The following is a 17,659-nucleotide window of genomic DNA, read 5'->3' on the forward strand; positions in this document are numbered from 1 at the left end:
TATTGCGTCTGTTTTTCACGTACCGCCGATGTTGGATCGTCATGGCGCCTTCGTCGGAATGGCCCCATCTCGCGGTCACCGGCGGGCCTTCGGGACGCAGGGTGCAATATGCTGCCCTGCCGTACCGTGTGCGGCGCGACGGCGAGGTGCAGGTCCGCCTCATTACTTCCCGCGAGACGCGCCGCTGGGTGATCCCCAAGGGATGGCCCATCAAGGGACTGACGCCTCCAAAGACGGCCGCCCGCGAATGCTATGAGGAGGCCGGCCTCGTCGGCGTGGTCTCCCGCGAGCCGCTCGGCGCATACACCTACGAGAAGCGCCTCGGCACCCGCTCGGTGCTCTGCGACGTGCTGGTGTTCCCACTCAAGGTCAAGCGCCTGCTGCAGAAGTGGCCGGAACGGTTCCAGCGCTATGGATTCTGGTTCTCCGTCGAAACTGCTGCTGCGGCGGTTCAGGAGGAGGATCTCTCCGAGCTGATTCTGTCCTTCGGAGCCATCATGGCGCGGCGCTGGGAGGAGGCGCAGGCCGAAGCCTCGAGCGCCGCCGAAGGAGCCGCCGCCAAGGCGAAGCCGGCGAAAGCGAAGGTGACCAAGGCCCGTGAAGGCAAGGCCAAGGTGGGCAAGGGCACGGACGCTGCAACCGAGCAGGCCGAGCCCGAGGCGACGAACGGAAAGCCGTCGAAGGCGCCGAAGCCGGTAAAGGCTGCCCCGAAGTCGGCAAAGGCGAAGGCGAGCAAGGCGAAAACGGCCAAGACGAAGTCCGCGAAGGGCGGGGCGGCGCTTGCCATGGGCCCGGAAAGCCCGTCGCTGGCCGATGAGGCGCAGGAGAAGGACGCTGCGCCGCCCGCCCGGACCAAGGGCGCCAAGGGCAAGGTGAGCAAGGCGCTTGCAGCACAGGCAAAGGCTGCTCAGGCCCCGGTGCCTGCCGCCGATGCCAGCCCGGCAAAAGCGGGGGCGAGGACCAAGGGCGTTGCCAAGACGACGGTCGCCAAGGCGGGGAGGACAGCGACGGTCGCAAAGTCGGTGAAACCCAAGGCCGTGAAGCCGAAGGTGGCGAAGGCCAAGGGCTCAGCGAAGCCGGCCAAAGTTGCGGCAGTCAAAACCGCCTCGGGCAAAGCTGCGCGGGTCAGGAAACCGGCTGCCAAGACCGCGATTGCCAAGACCGCGATTGCCAAGACCGCGGCTGCCAAGATTACGACGGCCAAGACCGCCACTGCGAAGGGCACGACGCCCAAGACAACGACAGCCAAGCCCGCTAAGGCGCTCGCGTCCGCCGCGGAGAGCGCTACCGCCAGCAAGAAGGCGCGGGCGCGCAAGGCCGCCGCGCCTAAATCTCCGTCCAAGCCGAAGCGCTAGGCGGCGTGCGCCAACGCGCCTTCGCGCCGGCGTGGCCGTTTCAGGGAAGCGGGGCCACGGCCCGGCGGTACAGGTGCCATGTGGCGTGCCCCAGAACCGGCAGCACGAAGATCAGCCCGAGGAAGGCCGGCGCCGTGCCGATGGCGATCAGCGCCACGACGCAGATGCCCCAGAGGATCATCGGACCAGGGCTGGTGAGCACCGCCTGCACGCTGGTGATCATCGCGGTCACCACGTCGAGATCCCGGTCCATGAGCAGCGGGAAGGAGATGACGGTGATGGAGAAGAGCCCCAGTGCAAGCGCCGCACCGATCACATGGCCCACCGCCAGGAAGGCGATGCCGTCCGAGGTGGTGAACAGCACCTTCAGGAAGTCGTTGAGCGTGGCGAAGGAGGCGAAGCCGAGGAACAGCGCGAGCAGCAGCCGCACCTGATACATCCAGATGATGAAGGCGAAGATGGTAACGAACGCCATCCAGCCAAGCTCGCGCTGGCGCTGGGCGAAGATGGTGGACAGGACACCCTGCCATGTGGGCTGGCGCCCCGCCTCGAGTTCCCGGCTGACATCGTAGAGCCCGGCCGCCACGAACGGCCCGATCAGCACGGATCCGGCGAAGAGCGGATAGGCGAGATAGCCCAGCTCGAAGAAGAAGACGCAGGCAACGATGGCGAGACCGCCCGCCGCATAAAGCGCGCCGAACGCAAGGCCGAAGGCCGGAGCCTGCGCGAAGTCTGACAGTCCCTCGATGAGCGAGGCCTTCACGTCCGCGAACGTCACCGCCCGGACCGCCGGCATCGCCTGCACGGCCTGTGGCCGGTTCTCCACCGTATCCACCATCTTCACCTCCCGAATTCTTCTCTTTGGAAGAAGACTGGGAGGGGAACGGGGGGTTGTAAAGGGCTTCGCTCAAGGCTGGCCGAAAGTGCTAGGCGCGGTGCGCGACCGGACGGCCTCCTGGGGCTTGTGCCTGTGATGATGCAAGCCAATGATGCGGAAGGGTTTATCCGGTCAGCATCTCGATGCGGGCGGTGGCCATGCGGATGCGCCCGGCAAGCAGGATGGCGAGGTTGCGCATGATCTTGTCGGCGGCGCGGGCGTGGGTCTCCTGGAAGGCATGGAACTGGTCGGCCGTCACCTCCACGCACACCGCCTCCGTGTCCGCCCAGACGTCCGTGCTGCGCGGCTGCTCGATGAGGGCCATTTCCCCGAACACCATGCCGGGGATCATGGTGGAGAGCCGCACGTCTCCCACCGAGCGCGCGCTGACCATGCCCCGCAGCAGGAAATAGACCCTGGCCGGCGGCTCGTTGGCGGAGATGATCCTTGTGCCGGCCGGGAATACGACGCGGGTGCCGAGCCGGGACAGATCGGCCAACTCCTGAGGGGAAAGGCCCGCGAGCAGCGCCTGTCGGCTGAGGTCCGCCTCCACCTCTATGCGCGAGAACCCGCCATGGCGGTACACCACCTGGTCCTCGGCCCACTCCACCGCCGCGTCGTAGGTGGGGAAGATGCGCACGCGCACGCCCTGCTCGCGCAGCGCCTTCAGCTGGGGATTGAGCGGGGAGGCCGCCTCCACGCCGGCGATGACCGCGGTGGTGGCGGCCGGCAGCTGGTTCTTGATGAGGCCGGTCAGCAGCCTCAAGCCGGCATCGGTGATGGTGGCGACGCGGTGCAGGTTGAGGATGAGGAACTCCGGCACGTCACCGGGGGCGGTGAGGCGTCGCGTGACATAATCCATGGAGGCGAAGGAAAGCTTGCCGGCCAGCTCGATGGCGCGGATGGCGCCGGAACGGGCGGAGAGGATGTCCTGTTCGTGCGGCTGCCGGCCGGGCTTGGAGGGCACGGTGCGGAAATCGTAATCGGCGACGATGCAGGTGCGCACATCGTCCCGCCGGGAGAGCATGTGCAGGTCGAAGGCCTCGGAAATGGCCTCGCAGGTACGGATGCCGCGCACGCTGTTGCCGTGCATGTCGAGCCGCGGAGAGAAGGTGCCGAGGCCGAGCTGGGACGGCAGCGCCGCGAGAATGCCGCCGCCCACACCGCTCTTGGCCGGCACGCCCACGCGGTAGATCCACTCGCCGGCGAAGTCGTACATGCCGGATGAACTCATGACCGCCAGCGTGCGCGCCACCGCGTAGCTGGAGGCCACGGTGACGCCGGTGAGCGGGTTGACGCCGTGGTTGGCGAAGGTCGCGCCCATCACTGCAAGGTCTCGGGCGGTGACGAGCACGGAGCACTGGCGGAAATAGACGTCGAGCAGCCGGTCCACGTCTCCCGTGACGCCGCCATAGGTGCGCAGGAGGTAGGCGATGGCGCGGTTTCGGTCGCCGGTGGAGCGCTCGCTCTCGAACACCGCCTCGTCCAGGCCGAGGTCGCGCCCGGCGAAGCGGCCGAGGGCTTGGCGGATCAGCTCGAACGCATCCCCGCCGGTGCTCTCGGCAATCAGGCCCGAGCAGGCGATGGCGCCCGCATTCACCATGGCGTTGAACGGCTTGTTGTCGGCTCGAAGGCGGATGGAGTTGAACGCCTCGCCGCTCGGCTCCACGCCGATGGCCGCTTCCACCCGCTCCGCCCCCAGCAGATCGAGCGCCAGGGCGAACACCATGGCCTTCGACACCGACTGGATGGTGAAGGGCACCTGCGTGTCGCCCGCCTCGTAGACATGCCCGTCCGTGGTGGCGACAGCGATGCCGAAATGGTCGGGATTGGCCTTGCCCAGTTCGGGGATGTAGGAGGCGACCTCGCCCTCGTCGATGCGGGAGAAGTCCGCGTGCGTGTCCTTCAGGAACCGCAGCAACGGGGTCTCGAGGGTGGTCGAGGGATGGGGCAAGGTCAGGCTCCGAATTCACCTCCAGTGAAACGCCACCTGAGCCATGATGCAATGCCGCAAAACCATCGTCGCGCTGACGGAGGGAGAGCAGAGCAAGTCAGCGCGCGAGCCGCCGTGCGCTGCGGCAGATAACGCCAGCCTCGCGCGCCTGAGGTTCGCTGAGGAAACTACTTCTTGCCGAGGGCGCCGAGGGCGGCCTGGCAGGGCGGGGTCGTCTGTTCCTTCTTGCTCTGCATGCACTGGACCACGCGGCCGCCGCCGGGTTGCACGTCGCCGCACAGCTTCTTCACGTCCGCCGAACAGGCGGTGCGCAGGGCCTGGGCCTGCTCTGCGGTGAGATTGGCGGCGGTCTGCGCCGGAGCCGGGCCGGCGCAGAGGGCCAGAAGAGGGAGCGCGAGGAAAGAGGCGCGCAGGGAGAGGGTCATCGGCAGGATCCTCGTGTGGTTGCGTCGGTTCTATGCCTGACCCTCGCGGGGCGAGGTTGCACAGGCATTCCCCGAAGGTAACGAATCGCGACGGAGTGTAACGTCCCTGCCGCGGCAAAAAAGCGACTCCCGCCGCGCCTCAGCTCTCTTCGCCTGGGAGCTTGGTGCCGGTGATGCGGGCATAGAGGCGGGCGACGGAGGCGTCGTCGTCGCGGCCCATGCCGGCGGCGGAAGTGGCGAGAAACATCTGCAGGGCGGCGGCCGAGACCGGCACCGGGAACTTCGCGCTGCGCGCCATGTCCTGGATGATGCCGAGGTCTTTCACGAAGATGTCCACGGCGCTTTTCGGCGTGTAGTCGCCGTCGAGCACATGCGGCATGCGATTCTCGAACATCCAGCTGTTGCCGGCCGAGGCGGTGATGACCTCGTAGACTTTCTTCAGGTCCAGCCCCTGCCGCGCGGCGAAGGCCATGGCCTCGCTGGCGGCGGCGATGTGCACGCCGGCGAGGAGCTGGTTGATCATCTTGAAGGCGGCACCCTGACCGGGAGCGTCACCCAGCGCGTAGAGCTTGGCGGCCATGGCATCGAGGGCTGGCTTCGCCCTGGCGAAGGCGGCGGGGCTGCCGGAGGCGAGGATGGTAAGCGCCCCTTCCGCCGCCCTTTGGGCGCCGCCGGAGATGGGGGCGTCGAGATAGTGCCGCCCAGTGGCCTCCAGCCGTGCGGCGAGGCTGCGGGCGATGTCCGGGTCCATGGTGGCGGAGGAGATGAAGACGGCGCCCTCGGGCAGCGTCTCGGCGACGCCGGAAGGCCCGAACAGGATGGCCTCCGTCTGCGCGGCGTTGACCACCACGCTCACCACCATGTCCGCCCCTTCGGCCGCCTCAGCCGGCGAGGCCACACCACGCCCGCCCGCGGCGCTGAAACGCTCCACCGCGGCCGCGCCCACATCGCAGCCGGCCACATGGAGCCCCGCCCGCAGCAGAGACTGCGCCATGCCGAAGCCCATGGAGCCGAGGCCGATCACGCCCGCGCGTCCGGCGCCCTGGTTGCCCGCTGTTCCTTCCGCCTGCTCGACCATGGCCGTTTCCCCGTGTCTCGGCCGCCTGTTGGCCAGACGGCATCCGGAGCCTTTGTAAGAGTCCGCCGATGGTGGATCAAATCGTTTTAGCCGCGGTGCGGTTCACGCTTGCCAAGGGAGTTCCGCTTCGCTTTGGTGCGTCGGCGGAACAAGCGGAGGCCGGCCATGGACGAGACCAGACTGCGGGAGGAGATCTGCCGCTTCGGGCGCTCCCTGTTCGAGCGGGGGCTGACGCCCGGCTCGTCCGGCAATATCAGCCTGAGGCTCGACGATGGCGGATGGCTGGTGACGCCCACCAATGCGTCCCTCGGCTTCCTTGATCCCGCGCGCATCTCCCGCCTCGATGCCGCTGGACGGCTCCTGAGTGGCGATCCGCCCACCAAGGAAATCCCGCTGCATTCGGCGCTCTACGAGACCCGCGGGACGGCCCGGGCCATCGTGCACCTGCACTCAACCCACTCGGTGGCGCTCACCATGCTGCCGGAGATCGATCCGCGCGCGGCCTTGCCGCCCATGACGCCCTATTACCTCATGCGTGCCGGGCAGACGGCGCTTCTGCCCTATTATCGGCCGGGCGATCCCGCCGTCGCTGACGCGATCCGGGGCCTTGCCGGCCGGTACACGTCAGTGCTCTTGGCCAATCACGGTCCGGTGGTTGCGGGCGACACGCTGGAGGCGGCGGTCTTCGCTACCGAGGAGCTGGAAGAGACAGCGAAGCTCTATCTGCTGCTGCGCGGCCTCAATCCGCGTTATTTGTCGCCGGCACAGGTGGACGATCTGGTGAAGACCTTCGGCCTCACGCTCCCCGCGCCGGATGCCCACCACGACCACGACCATCACGGGCATGCTCATTCGACCGAGGACTGACCGGTCCGAAACGAGAAACGGCGCCCCGGGGACCGGAGCGCCGTTCGAAGGAATACCCCTCTCGCGTCAGTAGACGCCGGCACTGCGGGCCGGGGCCGGGGATGCGGCCGGCTTCGGCGCGGCGGCGGCCGGCTTGGAGGTGCCGGTGGGCTTCGCCGCATCGGGCTTCGCGCCGGCGGGCTTCGGCTTCTTGGCGGCGGCTGTTCCGGGGGTGGCGAGGGCCACCTTCAGCGGCTTGTCCATGGCCACCATCTGCGACAGCGTGGCGAACTTGTAGCCCTTGGCCGCCAGCTCATCGAGGATGCGCGGCATGGCATCCACGGTGGTGGCGTAGATGTCGTGGGAGAGCACGATGGCGCCGGGCTTCACCTGCGCCATGATGGCGTCATGCACAGCCTGGCTGTTGCGGTTCTTCCAGTCGTTGGGGTCCACCGACCAGTTGACGATGGTCAGGCCGTACTTGTCCTCGATGTAGCTGCGCAGCGACGGCTTCATGGAGCCGTAGGGCGGGCGCAGATAGATCGGGCGCTTGCCAGTGACCTGGAAGATGGCTTCGGAGGTGTTGCCCAGCTCCTTGTCCACGGCCGCCTGGCTGATGCGGGTGAGCTGCGGATGGCTCCAGGAATGGCTGCCGATCTCGTGGCCCTCGTCGGCGATCATCTTCAGCACTTCGGGGTGCTTGGCGACCATGTTGCCGAGCACGAAGAAGGTCACCTTGATGTTGCGCTCGCGCAGGATCTGCAGGAGGCGCGGCGTCGTCTCCGGGTTCGGGCCGTCGTCGAAGGTCATGGCGATGTAGGAGCCATCCACGTCGAACGACTTGTAGGTGTAGTTCTTGCGCGGCGTGACCGGCGGCGGAGCCGCGGGCTCCGGCGCGGGGGCCGGCACCGGCTGGGCCGATGCGGCCGCGCTCTTCTGCGCGGCGGTCGCGCCCTTGCCCTGGGCGGCCTGTCCGGAAGCCGGGTTCGCCGGCTGGGAAATGGACTGCGTGGTCGCCGGGCCGTCATCCCTGGCCGACAGAAGCGGGCTGATGGCCATGCCTGCGCCAACGGCGGCGGCGGCCACAAATCCGGTAACGATGAGGAGCGGCTTCACGGCGGCGGTATCCCGGCCTTAGGTTCCATCTGTCTCGAAGCCTCACGTGTTTTTGTGGATAAATCGTGAAGTGCGCGGGACCCTCGCGCCTTTTTTGCCCGATTTGTCGGGTTTTCACCTGCCCCCTCACGGACTTGGGCTGCTGGATACCTCTGCGGCATCGCGGGCGTGGTGCTCAGTGAAAGTCCCGCGACTTGGGAAGTACCCTTACGTCACGCGGATGCTTGCGCGGATGCTGGGGGTGGGCGAACTCGTCGGCCCGCGCCACCTCCATCCGCGGCTGCCGCACCTGGGAGAGCAAGGCGAGGTCGGCGGTGCGGTCGGTGAGGCGCTGGGCCATGAGATGGACCACCCCCTCCGGGCTCTTCTGGATGCGTCCTTCCACCAAAAGCAGGCGCGCGCCCATCACCTCGCGGCGGAAGCGCTCCAGCGTCCGCTCCCACAGAACGATATTGGTGATGCCGGTCTCATCCTCGATGGTGATGAAGATGGCCTTGCCGTTGCCCGGCCGCTGGCGCACCAGCACCACGCCGGCGGTGCGGGCAAAGGCGCCGTCCTTCAGTGCTGATGCCTCGGCGCAGGAAAGAATGCGTTCTTTCCGGAAATGCTCGCGCAGTTCGCCCATGGGATGCCCCTTCAGGGAGAGGCGCACCGTCTGGTAGTCGGCGACGATGTGCTCCGAGCGCGCCATGCGCGGCAGCGTCACCTCCTCTTCAACGCCCAATTCACGGGCGTCCGCCGCCGCGAACAGGGGCAGAGCGTCGTCGTCCGGCAGGCGGCGGGCGTGCCACAGCGCCGCGCGGCGGTCGAGGCCCATGGAGCGGAAGGCATCCGCATCGGCGAGCAGCTTCACCGCGCGGGTGGGCAGGCGGGCACGGCGGGCGAGGTCCTCGATGCTTGCGAAGGGAAAGGCGCGGGCGGCGGCGAGGCGCCCGCCCCAGTCCTCGTGAAAGCCATCCACCTGTCGGAAGCCGAGACGCAGGGCGAGGGTGCCATCGTCGCGGTGTTCCAGCGTGTTGTCGTGATGGCTGAAATTGACGTCGATCGGGCGCACCTCCACGCCATGCTCGCGGGCATCCCGCACGATCTGCGCCGGGGCGTAGAAGCCCATGGGCTGGGCGTTGAGCAGTGCGCAGGCAAAGGCGGCCGGGTGGCGGCACTTGATGTAGGAGGAAATGTAGACGAGCTTGGCGAAGGAGGCAGCATGGCTCTCGGGAAAGCCGTAGCTGCCGAAGCCCTTGATCTGCTCGAAGCAGCGCGCAGCAAATTCCCGCTTGTAGCCGCGCGCCACCATGCGCTCCACCATCAGGCTCTCGAATTCGTGGATGGTGCCGAGGTTGCGGAAGGTGGCCATGGCCCGGCGCAGCTTGTTGGCTTCCACATCGGAGAAACGGGCGGCGACCATGGCAAGCTTCATGGCTTGCTCCTGAAACAGCGGCACGCCGAGCGTTTTGTGGAGGACGTCGCGCAGTTCGTCCTTGTCGCCGAGATGCGGGGCGGGGGAGGGGTAATCCACCGCCTCCAGCCCGTTGCGGCGCCTCAGATAGGGGTGGACCATGTCGCCCTGGATCGGTCCCGGCCGCACGATGGCTACCTGGATGACGAGGTCGTAGAACTCCTTCGGCTTCAGGCGCGGCAGCATGTTGATCTGCGCCCGGCTCTCCACCTGGAACACGCCGATGGAATCCCCGCGCTGGAGCATGGCGTAGACATCTGCTCGCCCGCTTGGCACGTCGGCAAGACCCCAGTCGATGCCCTCGTGGTCGCGCATCAGGTCGAGCGCCTTCCGGATGCAGGTGAGCATGCCGAGCGCCAGGACATCCACCTTCATCAGGCCGAGCACGTCGATGTCGTCCTTGTCCCATTCGATGAAGGTGCGGTCCGCCATGGCGGCGTTGCCGATGGGCACCGTGTCATCCAGCCGCTCACGGGCCAGCACGAAGCCGCCCACATGCTGGGAGAGGTGGCGCGGCGCGCCCATCAGCCGGCCGGCCAGCTCCACCGCGCGGCGGATGAAGGGATTTGACGGGTCGAGCCCCGCCTCCCGGATATGCGCGTCGGAAATGTCCCGCCCCCAACTGCCCCACTGGGTGGAGGCGAGGCGCGCCGTGACGTCCTCGGTCAGCCCGAGGGCCTTGCCCACGTCGCGGATGGCGCTGCGCGGGCGGTAGTGGATGACGGTGGCGACGATGCCGGCGCGGTGGCGGCCGTATTTCTCGTAGATGTGCTGGATCACCTCCTCGCGCCGCGCGTGCTCGAAATCCACGTCGATATCGGGCGGCTCGCGCCGTTCCTCGGAGATGAAGCGGGCGAAGAGAAGATCGTTGTCGGCGGGGTCCACGGCGGTGATGCCGAGCACGTAGCAAACGGCTGAATTCGCCGCCGAGCCCCGCCCCTGGCAGAGGATGCCCTGGCTCTCGGCGAAGCGCACGATGTCGTGGATGGTGAGAAAGTAAGGCGCGTACTCGAGCTTGCGGATGAGGGCCAGCTCGTCCCTCAGCAGCTTTTCCACCTTCTCCGGCACCCCTTCGGGATAGCGCACGGCGGCACAGCGCCAGGTCAGTTCCTCAAGCCACGCCTGCGGCGTCCAGCCGGGGGGCACCGGCTCCTCGGGATAGTCGTATTTCAGCTCCTTGAGGGTGAAGTCGATGCGGGCGAGGAGGGACGCGCTTTCCGCCACCGCCTCGGGGGCGTCGCGGAACAGACGCGCCATCTCGGCGGCAGGCTTGAGGTGGCGCTCGGCATTCGCCATGAGCCGCCGCCCGGCCTCGGCGATGGTGGTGCCCTCGCGCACGCAGGTGAGAATATCCTGCAAGTCGCGCTCCTTGGGCGTCGCATACAGCACCTCGTTCATCGCCAGCAGAGGCACGCCGGCGGCGTGGGCGACGGATTTCAGCGCGGCCAGGCGGCGGCGGTCGGCGCCATGGAAGGGCATATCGGCGCCAAGCCACACCGCACCGGGGGCGGCCTCGGCGAGGCGGGAGAGGAGGGGCGGAAGATCGCTTCCGTCTTCGCCCGGCAGCACGATGAGCATCAGGTCGCGCGCGTCGGCGAGGAGGTCGGCGAGGGAAAGGTGGCATTCGCCCTTCTTCGCCCGCCGGTTGCCGGTGGTCAGGAGACGGCAGAGCCGGCCCCAGCCGGCGCGGGTCGAGGGATAGGCGATGATATCCCCCGTGCCGTCGCAGAAGATGAGCCGTGCACCCGTCACCAGCCGGAAGGCGCGGGCACGGGCGGCGACGGCGCGCTTGGCCTCCGCCTCGGGATCGTCGGTTTCCAGATTCTCGTCGAGGGCGCGCAGGTCCTCCAGGGCGCTATAGGCCCGCACCACGCCGGCCACCGTATTGCGGTCGGCGATGCCGAGACCGTCGAGACCGAGAGCGACGGCGGTGCGCACCAGATGGGCCGGCGCGCTCGCCCCGCGCAGGAAGGAGAAATGCGAGGCCGTCGCCAGCTCCGCATAGAAAGGTGCGCTCACGGGAACAGCCCGTGCAGGAACCAGCGGGGCGCCGACGTCTCACGCCCGTAGGTGCCCTCGCGATAGAGCCAGAAGCGGCGGCCTTCAGTGTCCTCTACGCGGAAATAGTCGCGGGTCAGGCCCGGCCGGTTGCCATCGAGGGCGGTCCACCATTCCGGCGCGATGCGTTCCGGCCCCTCGGCCCGCGCCACCTCGTGCAGCACCCGCCGCCAGCGGAAGCGCAAAGGCGGGCCGTCGGGCACCTCGGCCAGCGTTTCCACCGGCTCGGGCGCGGGAAACAACGCCGGCGGGCGGGTGAGGGGCGCATCGGCGGCGGCCGGCTCGGCCCAGTCGTGCGCCAGGGAGGTCTGGGCGCGTGTTTCCCGGCTGCGCCACGTCTTCTGCGCTGGCACCCGCACGGCGGCGCGCTCGGGAATATGGCTGTCCAGCGCGGCAAGGCAGGTGACGCGTCGTGGTCCGAGCCGGGCGGAGAGAATGTCCACCAGCTGGTCGAGCCCTGCGCCGTCCGGTTCGGCGTCGAAGCCGGATTGGGTGGCGGCGAGCGGCTCGGCGGCGGTGACGGACAGGCGGATGACGTCATAGCCGAAGCCGGGATCGAGCGGGTCGGCCAACGCCTCCAGCCGCTCGCGGAACAGGGCGGCGAGGCGCGCGCCGTCGCGCAGTGGCGCAGCCGTGCCAGCCGCCACCCGCCGCACCGCGCCGTCGCTGCGAAAGAAGGCGGCCTCGAAGCGCCGTCCGCCCTCGCCGTGCCGCTCCAGCACGCCGGTGAGGTCGCGGGCGAGGTCGGCGAGGACGGCGCGGGCGGTCGCCTCGTCACCCATGGGTTCGGCGAAGCGCCGCTCCGCCACATAGACGGGCAGGGGATTGAGCGGGGAAATGGGCGGAGAGGCGGCGCCGCACAACTCGTCCAGCCGCTCCACCAGGGCGCTGCCGAAGCGGGCGGCGAGGGCCGCGCGGGGCTTGCCGGCGATGTCGCCGATGCGCACCAGCCCGAGATAGGAAAGGCTGCGCGCCGCCTCCGCATCCAGGCCGAGTGCCTCCACCGGCAAAGGCGCCACGGCCTCCCGTTCGCCTCCCGCCAGCACCACCCGACCCGGCCTCCAGTGGGCGAGGGCGAGGGCAGCTCGGGCGGTGCCTGCCACAGCCCCGCAGGCGGTGAGACCGGTGGCGGCGAGCCGTTCCGTCATGGCAGACAGTAGGTCCGCCTCGCCACCGAACAGATGGGCGCAGCCGGTGATATCGAGCACGATGCCGTCCGGCCCGGACACGGCGACGAAGGGCGTCCAGCGCTCGCACCACGAGGCGATGGCGGCGAGCAGCGTCGCGTCCGCCGCCGCATCCGCCTCCACCGCCTCGATCTTCGGCACGCGGGCCTGCGCATCCGCCAGCGTGAGGCCGGGATGGAGCCCGAGGCGGGCCGCGGCGGCGTCCACCGCGGCGAGGCGGCGGGCATTGGCCTTCACCTCGACCGTGACCAGCGGCGGGTCAGCCGGTGCGGCGCCAGCCGACGACATGCGACGTCCCCGCCGGCTGCGGTGCAGCCGGTCGGTCGGCAGGCGCGGCAGGAAGAGCGCGGCGAGGCGTCGGGACGAAGCGTCGGGCATGGGCATTCCATTCCACGGTGAATCGGCCGGTGGGGCCGAGGCGGTTGCGCTCGATCTCCAGCGCGAAGGCGGGTGGGCCGAGGCAGAAGGCCGGCACATCCCCCGTCACCCGGGAGGGGGCCGCGGCGACCCGCCAGCGGGTGGCGGCGGCGGAGGGACCGGGGTCCGCCCCCGGCCGCAGCAGAAGGGACGGCACACCGGAGCGCTCGCTGCGTAAGGCGAGGCGGCGGGTGGCGGTGAGATCGATGAGGCGCGGGGATCCCCAGGGCTCGGCCACCACCAGCCCGAGGGCGCCATGGCCAAGGGCTTCCTCTGCGGCGCCCAGCGTGTCGGCGGCGTCTGCTGCGGCCACCAGGATCAGGCGGGACGGATCGAGCCCGAAGGCGGCGCAGCCGGGGCCGTAGATGTCGCCGCCCTCCAGCGCCGCCATATCCTGCCGCACCCACAGCACCGGCTTGCGGGTACCGGCCGCGAGCGCGAGGGCGAAGCCGAGCACGGCGGCGGCATTGCCCTTCTCCGCCGGAAAAGCCTCGTGCAGCGCATCGCGGGCGAGGCCACCCCCCAACGCCTCGTCCAGCGGCCCCCCAAGGGACAGGCGCGGCCGGGCAGGACCGTCCGGAGGGCCGGACAGCCGTTCCATCTCGACGATGCGGCGGCGAAGGGCCGCCAGATCCTCGCGGGGAGCCTGCTCGGGGTGCATGAATGAAGGACCAATGTTCCTATTTTGTTCTTTTTAAAAGGACTCCGGGAGGGCGGAATGTCAACCGTATGGAGGTCCGGCAGCAGGGCCTGCGGGGGCTGGAGCGAGCCCTTCGCAGGCAGGTGAAGCGGCGCGGTCTTGTCCCCGTAATTCACAGATAAGGTATTCTGAAACCGTTGTTGTGAGGTGCAAACCTCCCCTTAACGCCCCCGCCCTAGTGTCCTCGAAACGGCGCCGGTGCTGCGGATTTCGGATTCCCATGTCTTCCTTCAACCGTCCTCCGAGACCTCTTGCGTATCCTTCCTACGCTCCGGACGACTCGTTCGATCCACCAGCCGATTCCGGCACCGAACGTGGCCTGCCCTCGTTCTACGAGCGGATTCCGGAATACGACCCGGCCATCCACGACGGCGCCTTCGAGGCTGCCGAAACCCACAGCTGGATCGACCTGGAGCTGGTCCCGAGCTGGCTGCGGCCGTTCACCCTCGACGCCAACACCCGCTTCACCCGCACCCCGGACCATCTGCTGCGCCCCCGCGAGCCAGGCGCGGCCCCGTTGCCGCCAGTCTTGCCGCAGGTCCCCACCCCGGTCACGACCCAGGGGTCGAGCCGCGGCTGGCACTTCCTGTTCGAGCCGGCGGACGACGTGGTCCAGCCGGTGGCACAGCCCGTCGCCAAGCTTGCGGATATCCCCACGGAGACAGCCTTCGCCGCGCCTGCCTCCGTGCCGGAAGAGGTGACGGCGGCTCCCGTCGTCCTGCCTCCCGTCGAGGAAGAAACAGCTGAGGCCTACGAGGCTCCCGCTTCCGAGGTCGCGCTTGCAGAGGCTGCCCCGGGCGAGGAGTTTCTGACTGAAACGACAGCGCCTGTGCTCCTTGAAGCCGACACCGCGCCGCAGGCTGTGGCCGAGGCGGCTTCGGAGGTCGACACGGCTGATGTCCCCGATCACCTCTGGAGCTTGCTGCGCCTCGTCGTTCTCGGCCGCGCCGCCACCCCGCCCGCTCCGGCCGGGGAGCAGGACCTTGATCCGGCGCCCGCAGAGGCGGTCGATGCGGAAGACGACCTTGTGAAGAACGAGGACACGGCTTTCGAGGCGCTGTCCGATACCGAGGAGGCTGCCGACTTCGACGAAGACGAGGTCTTAGAGGCGGCCGCCTCCGAGGAGGATGAACTCGAGGATGACGCGTTCGAGGACGAGGACGCCGAGGATGATGAGGTCGCCGAACTGGACGGCGACACGGACGACGCCGAGGAGGAGGGCGATGAGGTCGACCTTTCCGAGGACGACGACGAACTGGACGAGGACGACGCGGAGCTCTCCTCCGAGCTGGAGGAGGATGACCTCGAAGACGACGAACTCGAAGACGATGCTTTCGAGGACGCGGAGCTGACGGAAGACGAGGAAGACGAGGAAATCGACGCCGAACTCGACGAGGACGAGGCGGAAGACGCCGCCGCGCTTGAAGACGACGATCAGGCTGATGACAAGGCCGAAGCCGAGGACGAAGCATTACCCCTCGCGGCCACGCCGATCCTTTCGGGTGAGGCGTTCGCATCCTGGCGGCCCTACCAGCAGAGCATCAGCGCCCAGTTCTTCGGCGCCCTGCATTCGGCTGCCACGTCCGCTCCCGCGGCTTCGGCCGCGGCGCCTGCAGTGTCGGATGCCGTCGCCCCCGTTCCGGTGCAGGCCGTTGCAACCCTCCCGCCCGATCTCGCGCCCGCAGCTGCGGAGGGCACGGAAGGCCCCTATTTCCTCCCGCCCCTCGACCTGCTGCGCGAGCCGCCGGTGGTGGAGCCGGACTATGAGCTGTCCGAGGAGTTCCTCGACCAGTCCTCCAGTATGCTGCAGCAGGTGCTGCGCGACTTCGGCGTGCGCGGCGAGGTGATCGATGCCAATCCCGGCCCTGTCGTCACGCTCTACGAGTTCGAGCCGGCACCGGGGGTGAAGTCCTCCCGCGTCATCGGCTTGTCGCCTGACATCGCCCGCTCCATGAGCGCCGTTTCCGCCCGCGTGGCGGTGGTGGAGGGGCGCAACGTCATCGGCATCGAGCTGCCCAACCGGCGGCGCGAGACCGTGTGGCTGCGCGAGCTTCTGGCGAGCCACGAATTCGCCGAGGCCCATCCCAAGCTCGGTCTCTGTCTCGGCAAGACCATCGGCGGCGTGCCGGTGATCGCCGACCTCGCGCGGATGCCGCATCTGCTGGTCGCCGGCACCACCGGCTCCGGCAAGTCGGTGGCCATCAACACCATGATCCTGAGCCTGCTCTACCGGCACACGCCGGAAGCCTGCCGGCTCATCATGATCGACCCGAAGATGCTGGAACTCTCGGTCTACGAGGGCATCCCGCATCTGCTCACCCCCGTCGTCACCGACCCCAAGAAGGCGATCATCGCGCTGAAGTGGGCGGTGAAGGAGATGGAGGAGCGCTATCGCAAGATGAGCCGCCTCGCCGTGCGCAACATCGACGGCTACAACGCCCGCGTCCGCGAGGCGGCAGCCAGGGCTGAGATCATCACCCGCAACGTCCAGGTGGGGTTCGATCGCGAGACAGGGGAGGCCCTGTTCGAGGAACAGGAGATGGACCTCACCGCGCTGCCCTACATCGTCGTCATCGTGGACGAGATGGCCGACCTGATGATGGTGGCGGGCAAGGAAATCGAAGGCGCCATCCAGCGCCTCGCCCAGATGGCCCGCGCCGCCGGTATCCACCTCGTGATGGCGACGCAGCGGCCCTCCGTGGACGTCATCACCGGCACCATCAAGGCCAATTTCCCCACCCGTATCTCCTTCCAGGTGACCAGCAAGATCGACAGCCGCACCATCCTCGGCGAGATGGGCGCGGAAACGCTGCTGGGGCAGGGCGACATGCTGTTCATGGCCGGCGGCGGCCGCATCAGCCGCGTCCACGGCCCGTTTGTCTCCGACGGCGAGGTGGAGAAGGTCGTCGCCTTCCTCAAGGCCCAGGGCGGGCCGGACTATATCGACGAGGTGGTGCTGGACGAGGATGCCGTGGCCGAGGACGATGACGAGGCGGTGTTCGACCGCTCCGGCATCGCCGATGCGGGCGGCGACCTCTACGAGCAGGCTGTGGCCATCGTCATGCGTGATCGCAAGGCCTCCACCTCCTACATCCAGCGCCGCTTGCAGGTGGGCTACAACAAGGCCGCCTCCCTCATGGAGCGCATGGAGACCGAAGGCATCGTCGGCCCCGCCAACCACGCCGGAAAGCGCGAAATCCTCACCTTCTCGCGACCGGGGTGAGGTTCGCTCCACCGGCGATCCTCCACCCTTGCCTCCCGCGCGCCCTGGGCTACCTTGTCCGCTTGATCCGGGCCAACCGGACGCGCGGTCGGGGCGCGGGATCGGGAGACGTTCAGTGGTGCAACCCTTCAGCGTGGTCCAGGGAGGCCGCATGGCTCAGGCATGCGCGGTCGGGCTGCGCAACATCTCCATCGCCTTTCCCGGTGCCAGCCGTGCGGCTTTGCCCTTCGTCGCGGTGCAGGGCGTCAATCTCGAGGTTGCGGATGGCGAGTTCGTCGCCATCGTCGGCCCTACGGGCTGCGGCAAGTCCACCTTGCTCAACGCGACGGCCGGCCTGCTGAAACCGGCCTCCGGCACGGTCACGATCCACGGCAAGCCCCTCGCCGGCCTCAACCGCGCGGCCGGCTATCTCTTCCAGGCCGAGGCTCTGTTCCCATGGAAGACGGCGCTCGACAACGTGGCCATCGGCCTCGAGGTCGCCGGCACCGACACGGACGAGGCGCGCGCCCGCGCCCGCAAGTGGCTGGCCCGCGTGGGGCTCGCGGCCTTTGCCGATCGCTACCCCCACCAATTATCCGGCGGGCAGAGGAAGCGCGTGGGCCTTGCCCAGGTGCTGATCCGTGACCCCAAGATCCTGCTCATGGACGAGCCTTTCGGCCCGCTCGACGCCCAGACCCGTCAGATCATGGGCAACCTCCTGCTCGATCTGTGGAGCCAGGACCGCAAGGCCGTGATGTTCGTGACCCACGATCTGGAGGAGGCGATTTCGCTGGCCGATCGGGTGGTCATCATGGGCGCGGGGCCGGCCTCGCGCATCATCGGCCAGTGGCGCGTGCCGATCCCTCGACCGCGTGACATCGATGTGCGGCTGGAGCCCGCCTTCCACCACCTTCACCGCGAGATCTGGGCGGCGCTGAAGGATGAGGTGGTGAAGGGATATCGCCAGTCCGAGGTCGCGAGCTGAACC

12 protein-coding genes are annotated in these 17,659 nt (G+C 68.6%); 4 read left to right on the top strand and 8 right to left on the bottom strand.

What is annotated here, in order from left to right; all coding sequences use genetic code 11:
* Nucleotides 1–2 precede the first annotated feature (2 nt).
* Complete coding sequence (locus V5F74_RS11665; RefSeq protein ID WP_394008187.1) at nucleotides 3–1,355, top strand: NUDIX domain-containing protein; 1,353 nt, start codon at nucleotides 3–5, stop codon at nucleotides 1,353–1,355.
* Between the two features lie 40 nt (nucleotides 1,356–1,395).
* Here V5F74_RS11665 and V5F74_RS11670 read toward each other — a convergent pair whose 3' ends face one another.
* From V5F74_RS11670 to ltnD, 4 genes are all read right to left on the bottom strand, one after another.
* Complete coding sequence (locus V5F74_RS11670) at nucleotides 1,396–2,193, bottom strand: DUF2189 domain-containing protein (RefSeq protein ID WP_394008189.1); 798 nt, start codon at nucleotides 2,191–2,193, stop codon at nucleotides 1,396–1,398.
* 163 nt (nucleotides 2,194–2,356) lie between these two features.
* The gene (glsA, locus tag V5F74_RS11675) at nucleotides 2,357–4,192 is read right to left on the bottom strand and encodes a glutaminase A (RefSeq protein WP_394008896.1); all 1,836 of its coding nucleotides are present in this window, start codon (nucleotides 4,190–4,192) and stop codon (nucleotides 2,357–2,359) included.
* A gap of 161 nt (nucleotides 4,193–4,353) precedes the next feature.
* Nucleotides 4,354–4,611, bottom strand: coding sequence for a cysteine rich repeat-containing protein (locus V5F74_RS11680; RefSeq protein WP_029559087.1), 258 nt, complete (start codon nucleotides 4,609–4,611; stop codon nucleotides 4,354–4,356).
* 139 nt (nucleotides 4,612–4,750) lie between these two features.
* Complete coding sequence (gene ltnD / locus V5F74_RS11685; protein WP_394008191.1) at nucleotides 4,751–5,689, bottom strand: L-threonate dehydrogenase; 939 nt, start codon at nucleotides 5,687–5,689, stop codon at nucleotides 4,751–4,753.
* 165 nt (nucleotides 5,690–5,854) lie between these two features.
* Between ltnD and otnC the strand changes: the two genes are divergently transcribed.
* Complete coding sequence (gene otnC / locus V5F74_RS11690; protein WP_029559085.1) at nucleotides 5,855–6,556, top strand: 3-oxo-tetronate 4-phosphate decarboxylase; 702 nt, start codon at nucleotides 5,855–5,857, stop codon at nucleotides 6,554–6,556.
* Nucleotides 6,557–6,622: 66 nt separating this feature from the next.
* On the opposite strand, the gene V5F74_RS11695 is transcribed toward otnC, so the two are convergent.
* The 4 genes from V5F74_RS11695 to V5F74_RS11710 form a co-directional block, all read right to left on the bottom strand.
* The gene (locus tag V5F74_RS11695; protein ID WP_394008193.1) at nucleotides 6,623–7,651 is read right to left on the bottom strand and encodes a polysaccharide deacetylase family protein; all 1,029 of its coding nucleotides are present in this window, start codon (nucleotides 7,649–7,651) and stop codon (nucleotides 6,623–6,625) included.
* Nucleotides 7,652–7,826: 175 nt separating this feature from the next.
* Nucleotides 7,827–11,126 carry an error-prone DNA polymerase gene (locus V5F74_RS11700; protein WP_394008194.1) on the bottom strand — a complete coding sequence of 1,100 codons (3,300 nt, stop codon included), beginning with the start codon at nucleotides 11,124–11,126 and terminating at the stop codon, nucleotides 7,827–7,829.
* Complete coding sequence (locus V5F74_RS11705) at nucleotides 11,123–12,730, bottom strand: Y-family DNA polymerase (RefSeq protein ID WP_394008196.1); 1,608 nt, start codon at nucleotides 12,728–12,730, stop codon at nucleotides 11,123–11,125. The genes V5F74_RS11700 and V5F74_RS11705 overlap by 4 nt, the downstream gene beginning before the upstream one ends.
* Nucleotides 12,612–13,430, bottom strand: coding sequence for an ImuA family protein (locus V5F74_RS11710; protein WP_029559081.1), 819 nt, complete (start codon nucleotides 13,428–13,430; stop codon nucleotides 12,612–12,614). The genes V5F74_RS11705 and V5F74_RS11710 overlap by 119 nt, the downstream gene beginning before the upstream one ends.
* A 259-nt stretch (nucleotides 13,431–13,689) precedes the next feature.
* Here V5F74_RS11710 and V5F74_RS11715 point away from each other — a divergent pair, with 259 nt between their 5' ends.
* Complete coding sequence (locus tag V5F74_RS11715) at nucleotides 13,690–16,692, top strand: DNA translocase FtsK (protein WP_394008198.1); 3,003 nt, start codon at nucleotides 13,690–13,692, stop codon at nucleotides 16,690–16,692.
* A 151-nt stretch (nucleotides 16,693–16,843) separates the two neighbouring features.
* Nucleotides 16,844–17,656, top strand: coding sequence for an ABC transporter ATP-binding protein (locus V5F74_RS11720; RefSeq protein ID WP_029559079.1), 813 nt, complete (start codon nucleotides 16,844–16,846; stop codon nucleotides 17,654–17,656).
* Nucleotides 17,657–17,659: the final 3 nt, after the last annotated feature.

The sequence above is a fragment of the Xanthobacter aminoxidans genome, from assembly GCF_043193615.1.
GTDB classification, from domain to species: Bacteria; Pseudomonadota; Alphaproteobacteria; order Rhizobiales; family Xanthobacteraceae; genus Xanthobacter; species Xanthobacter aminoxidans.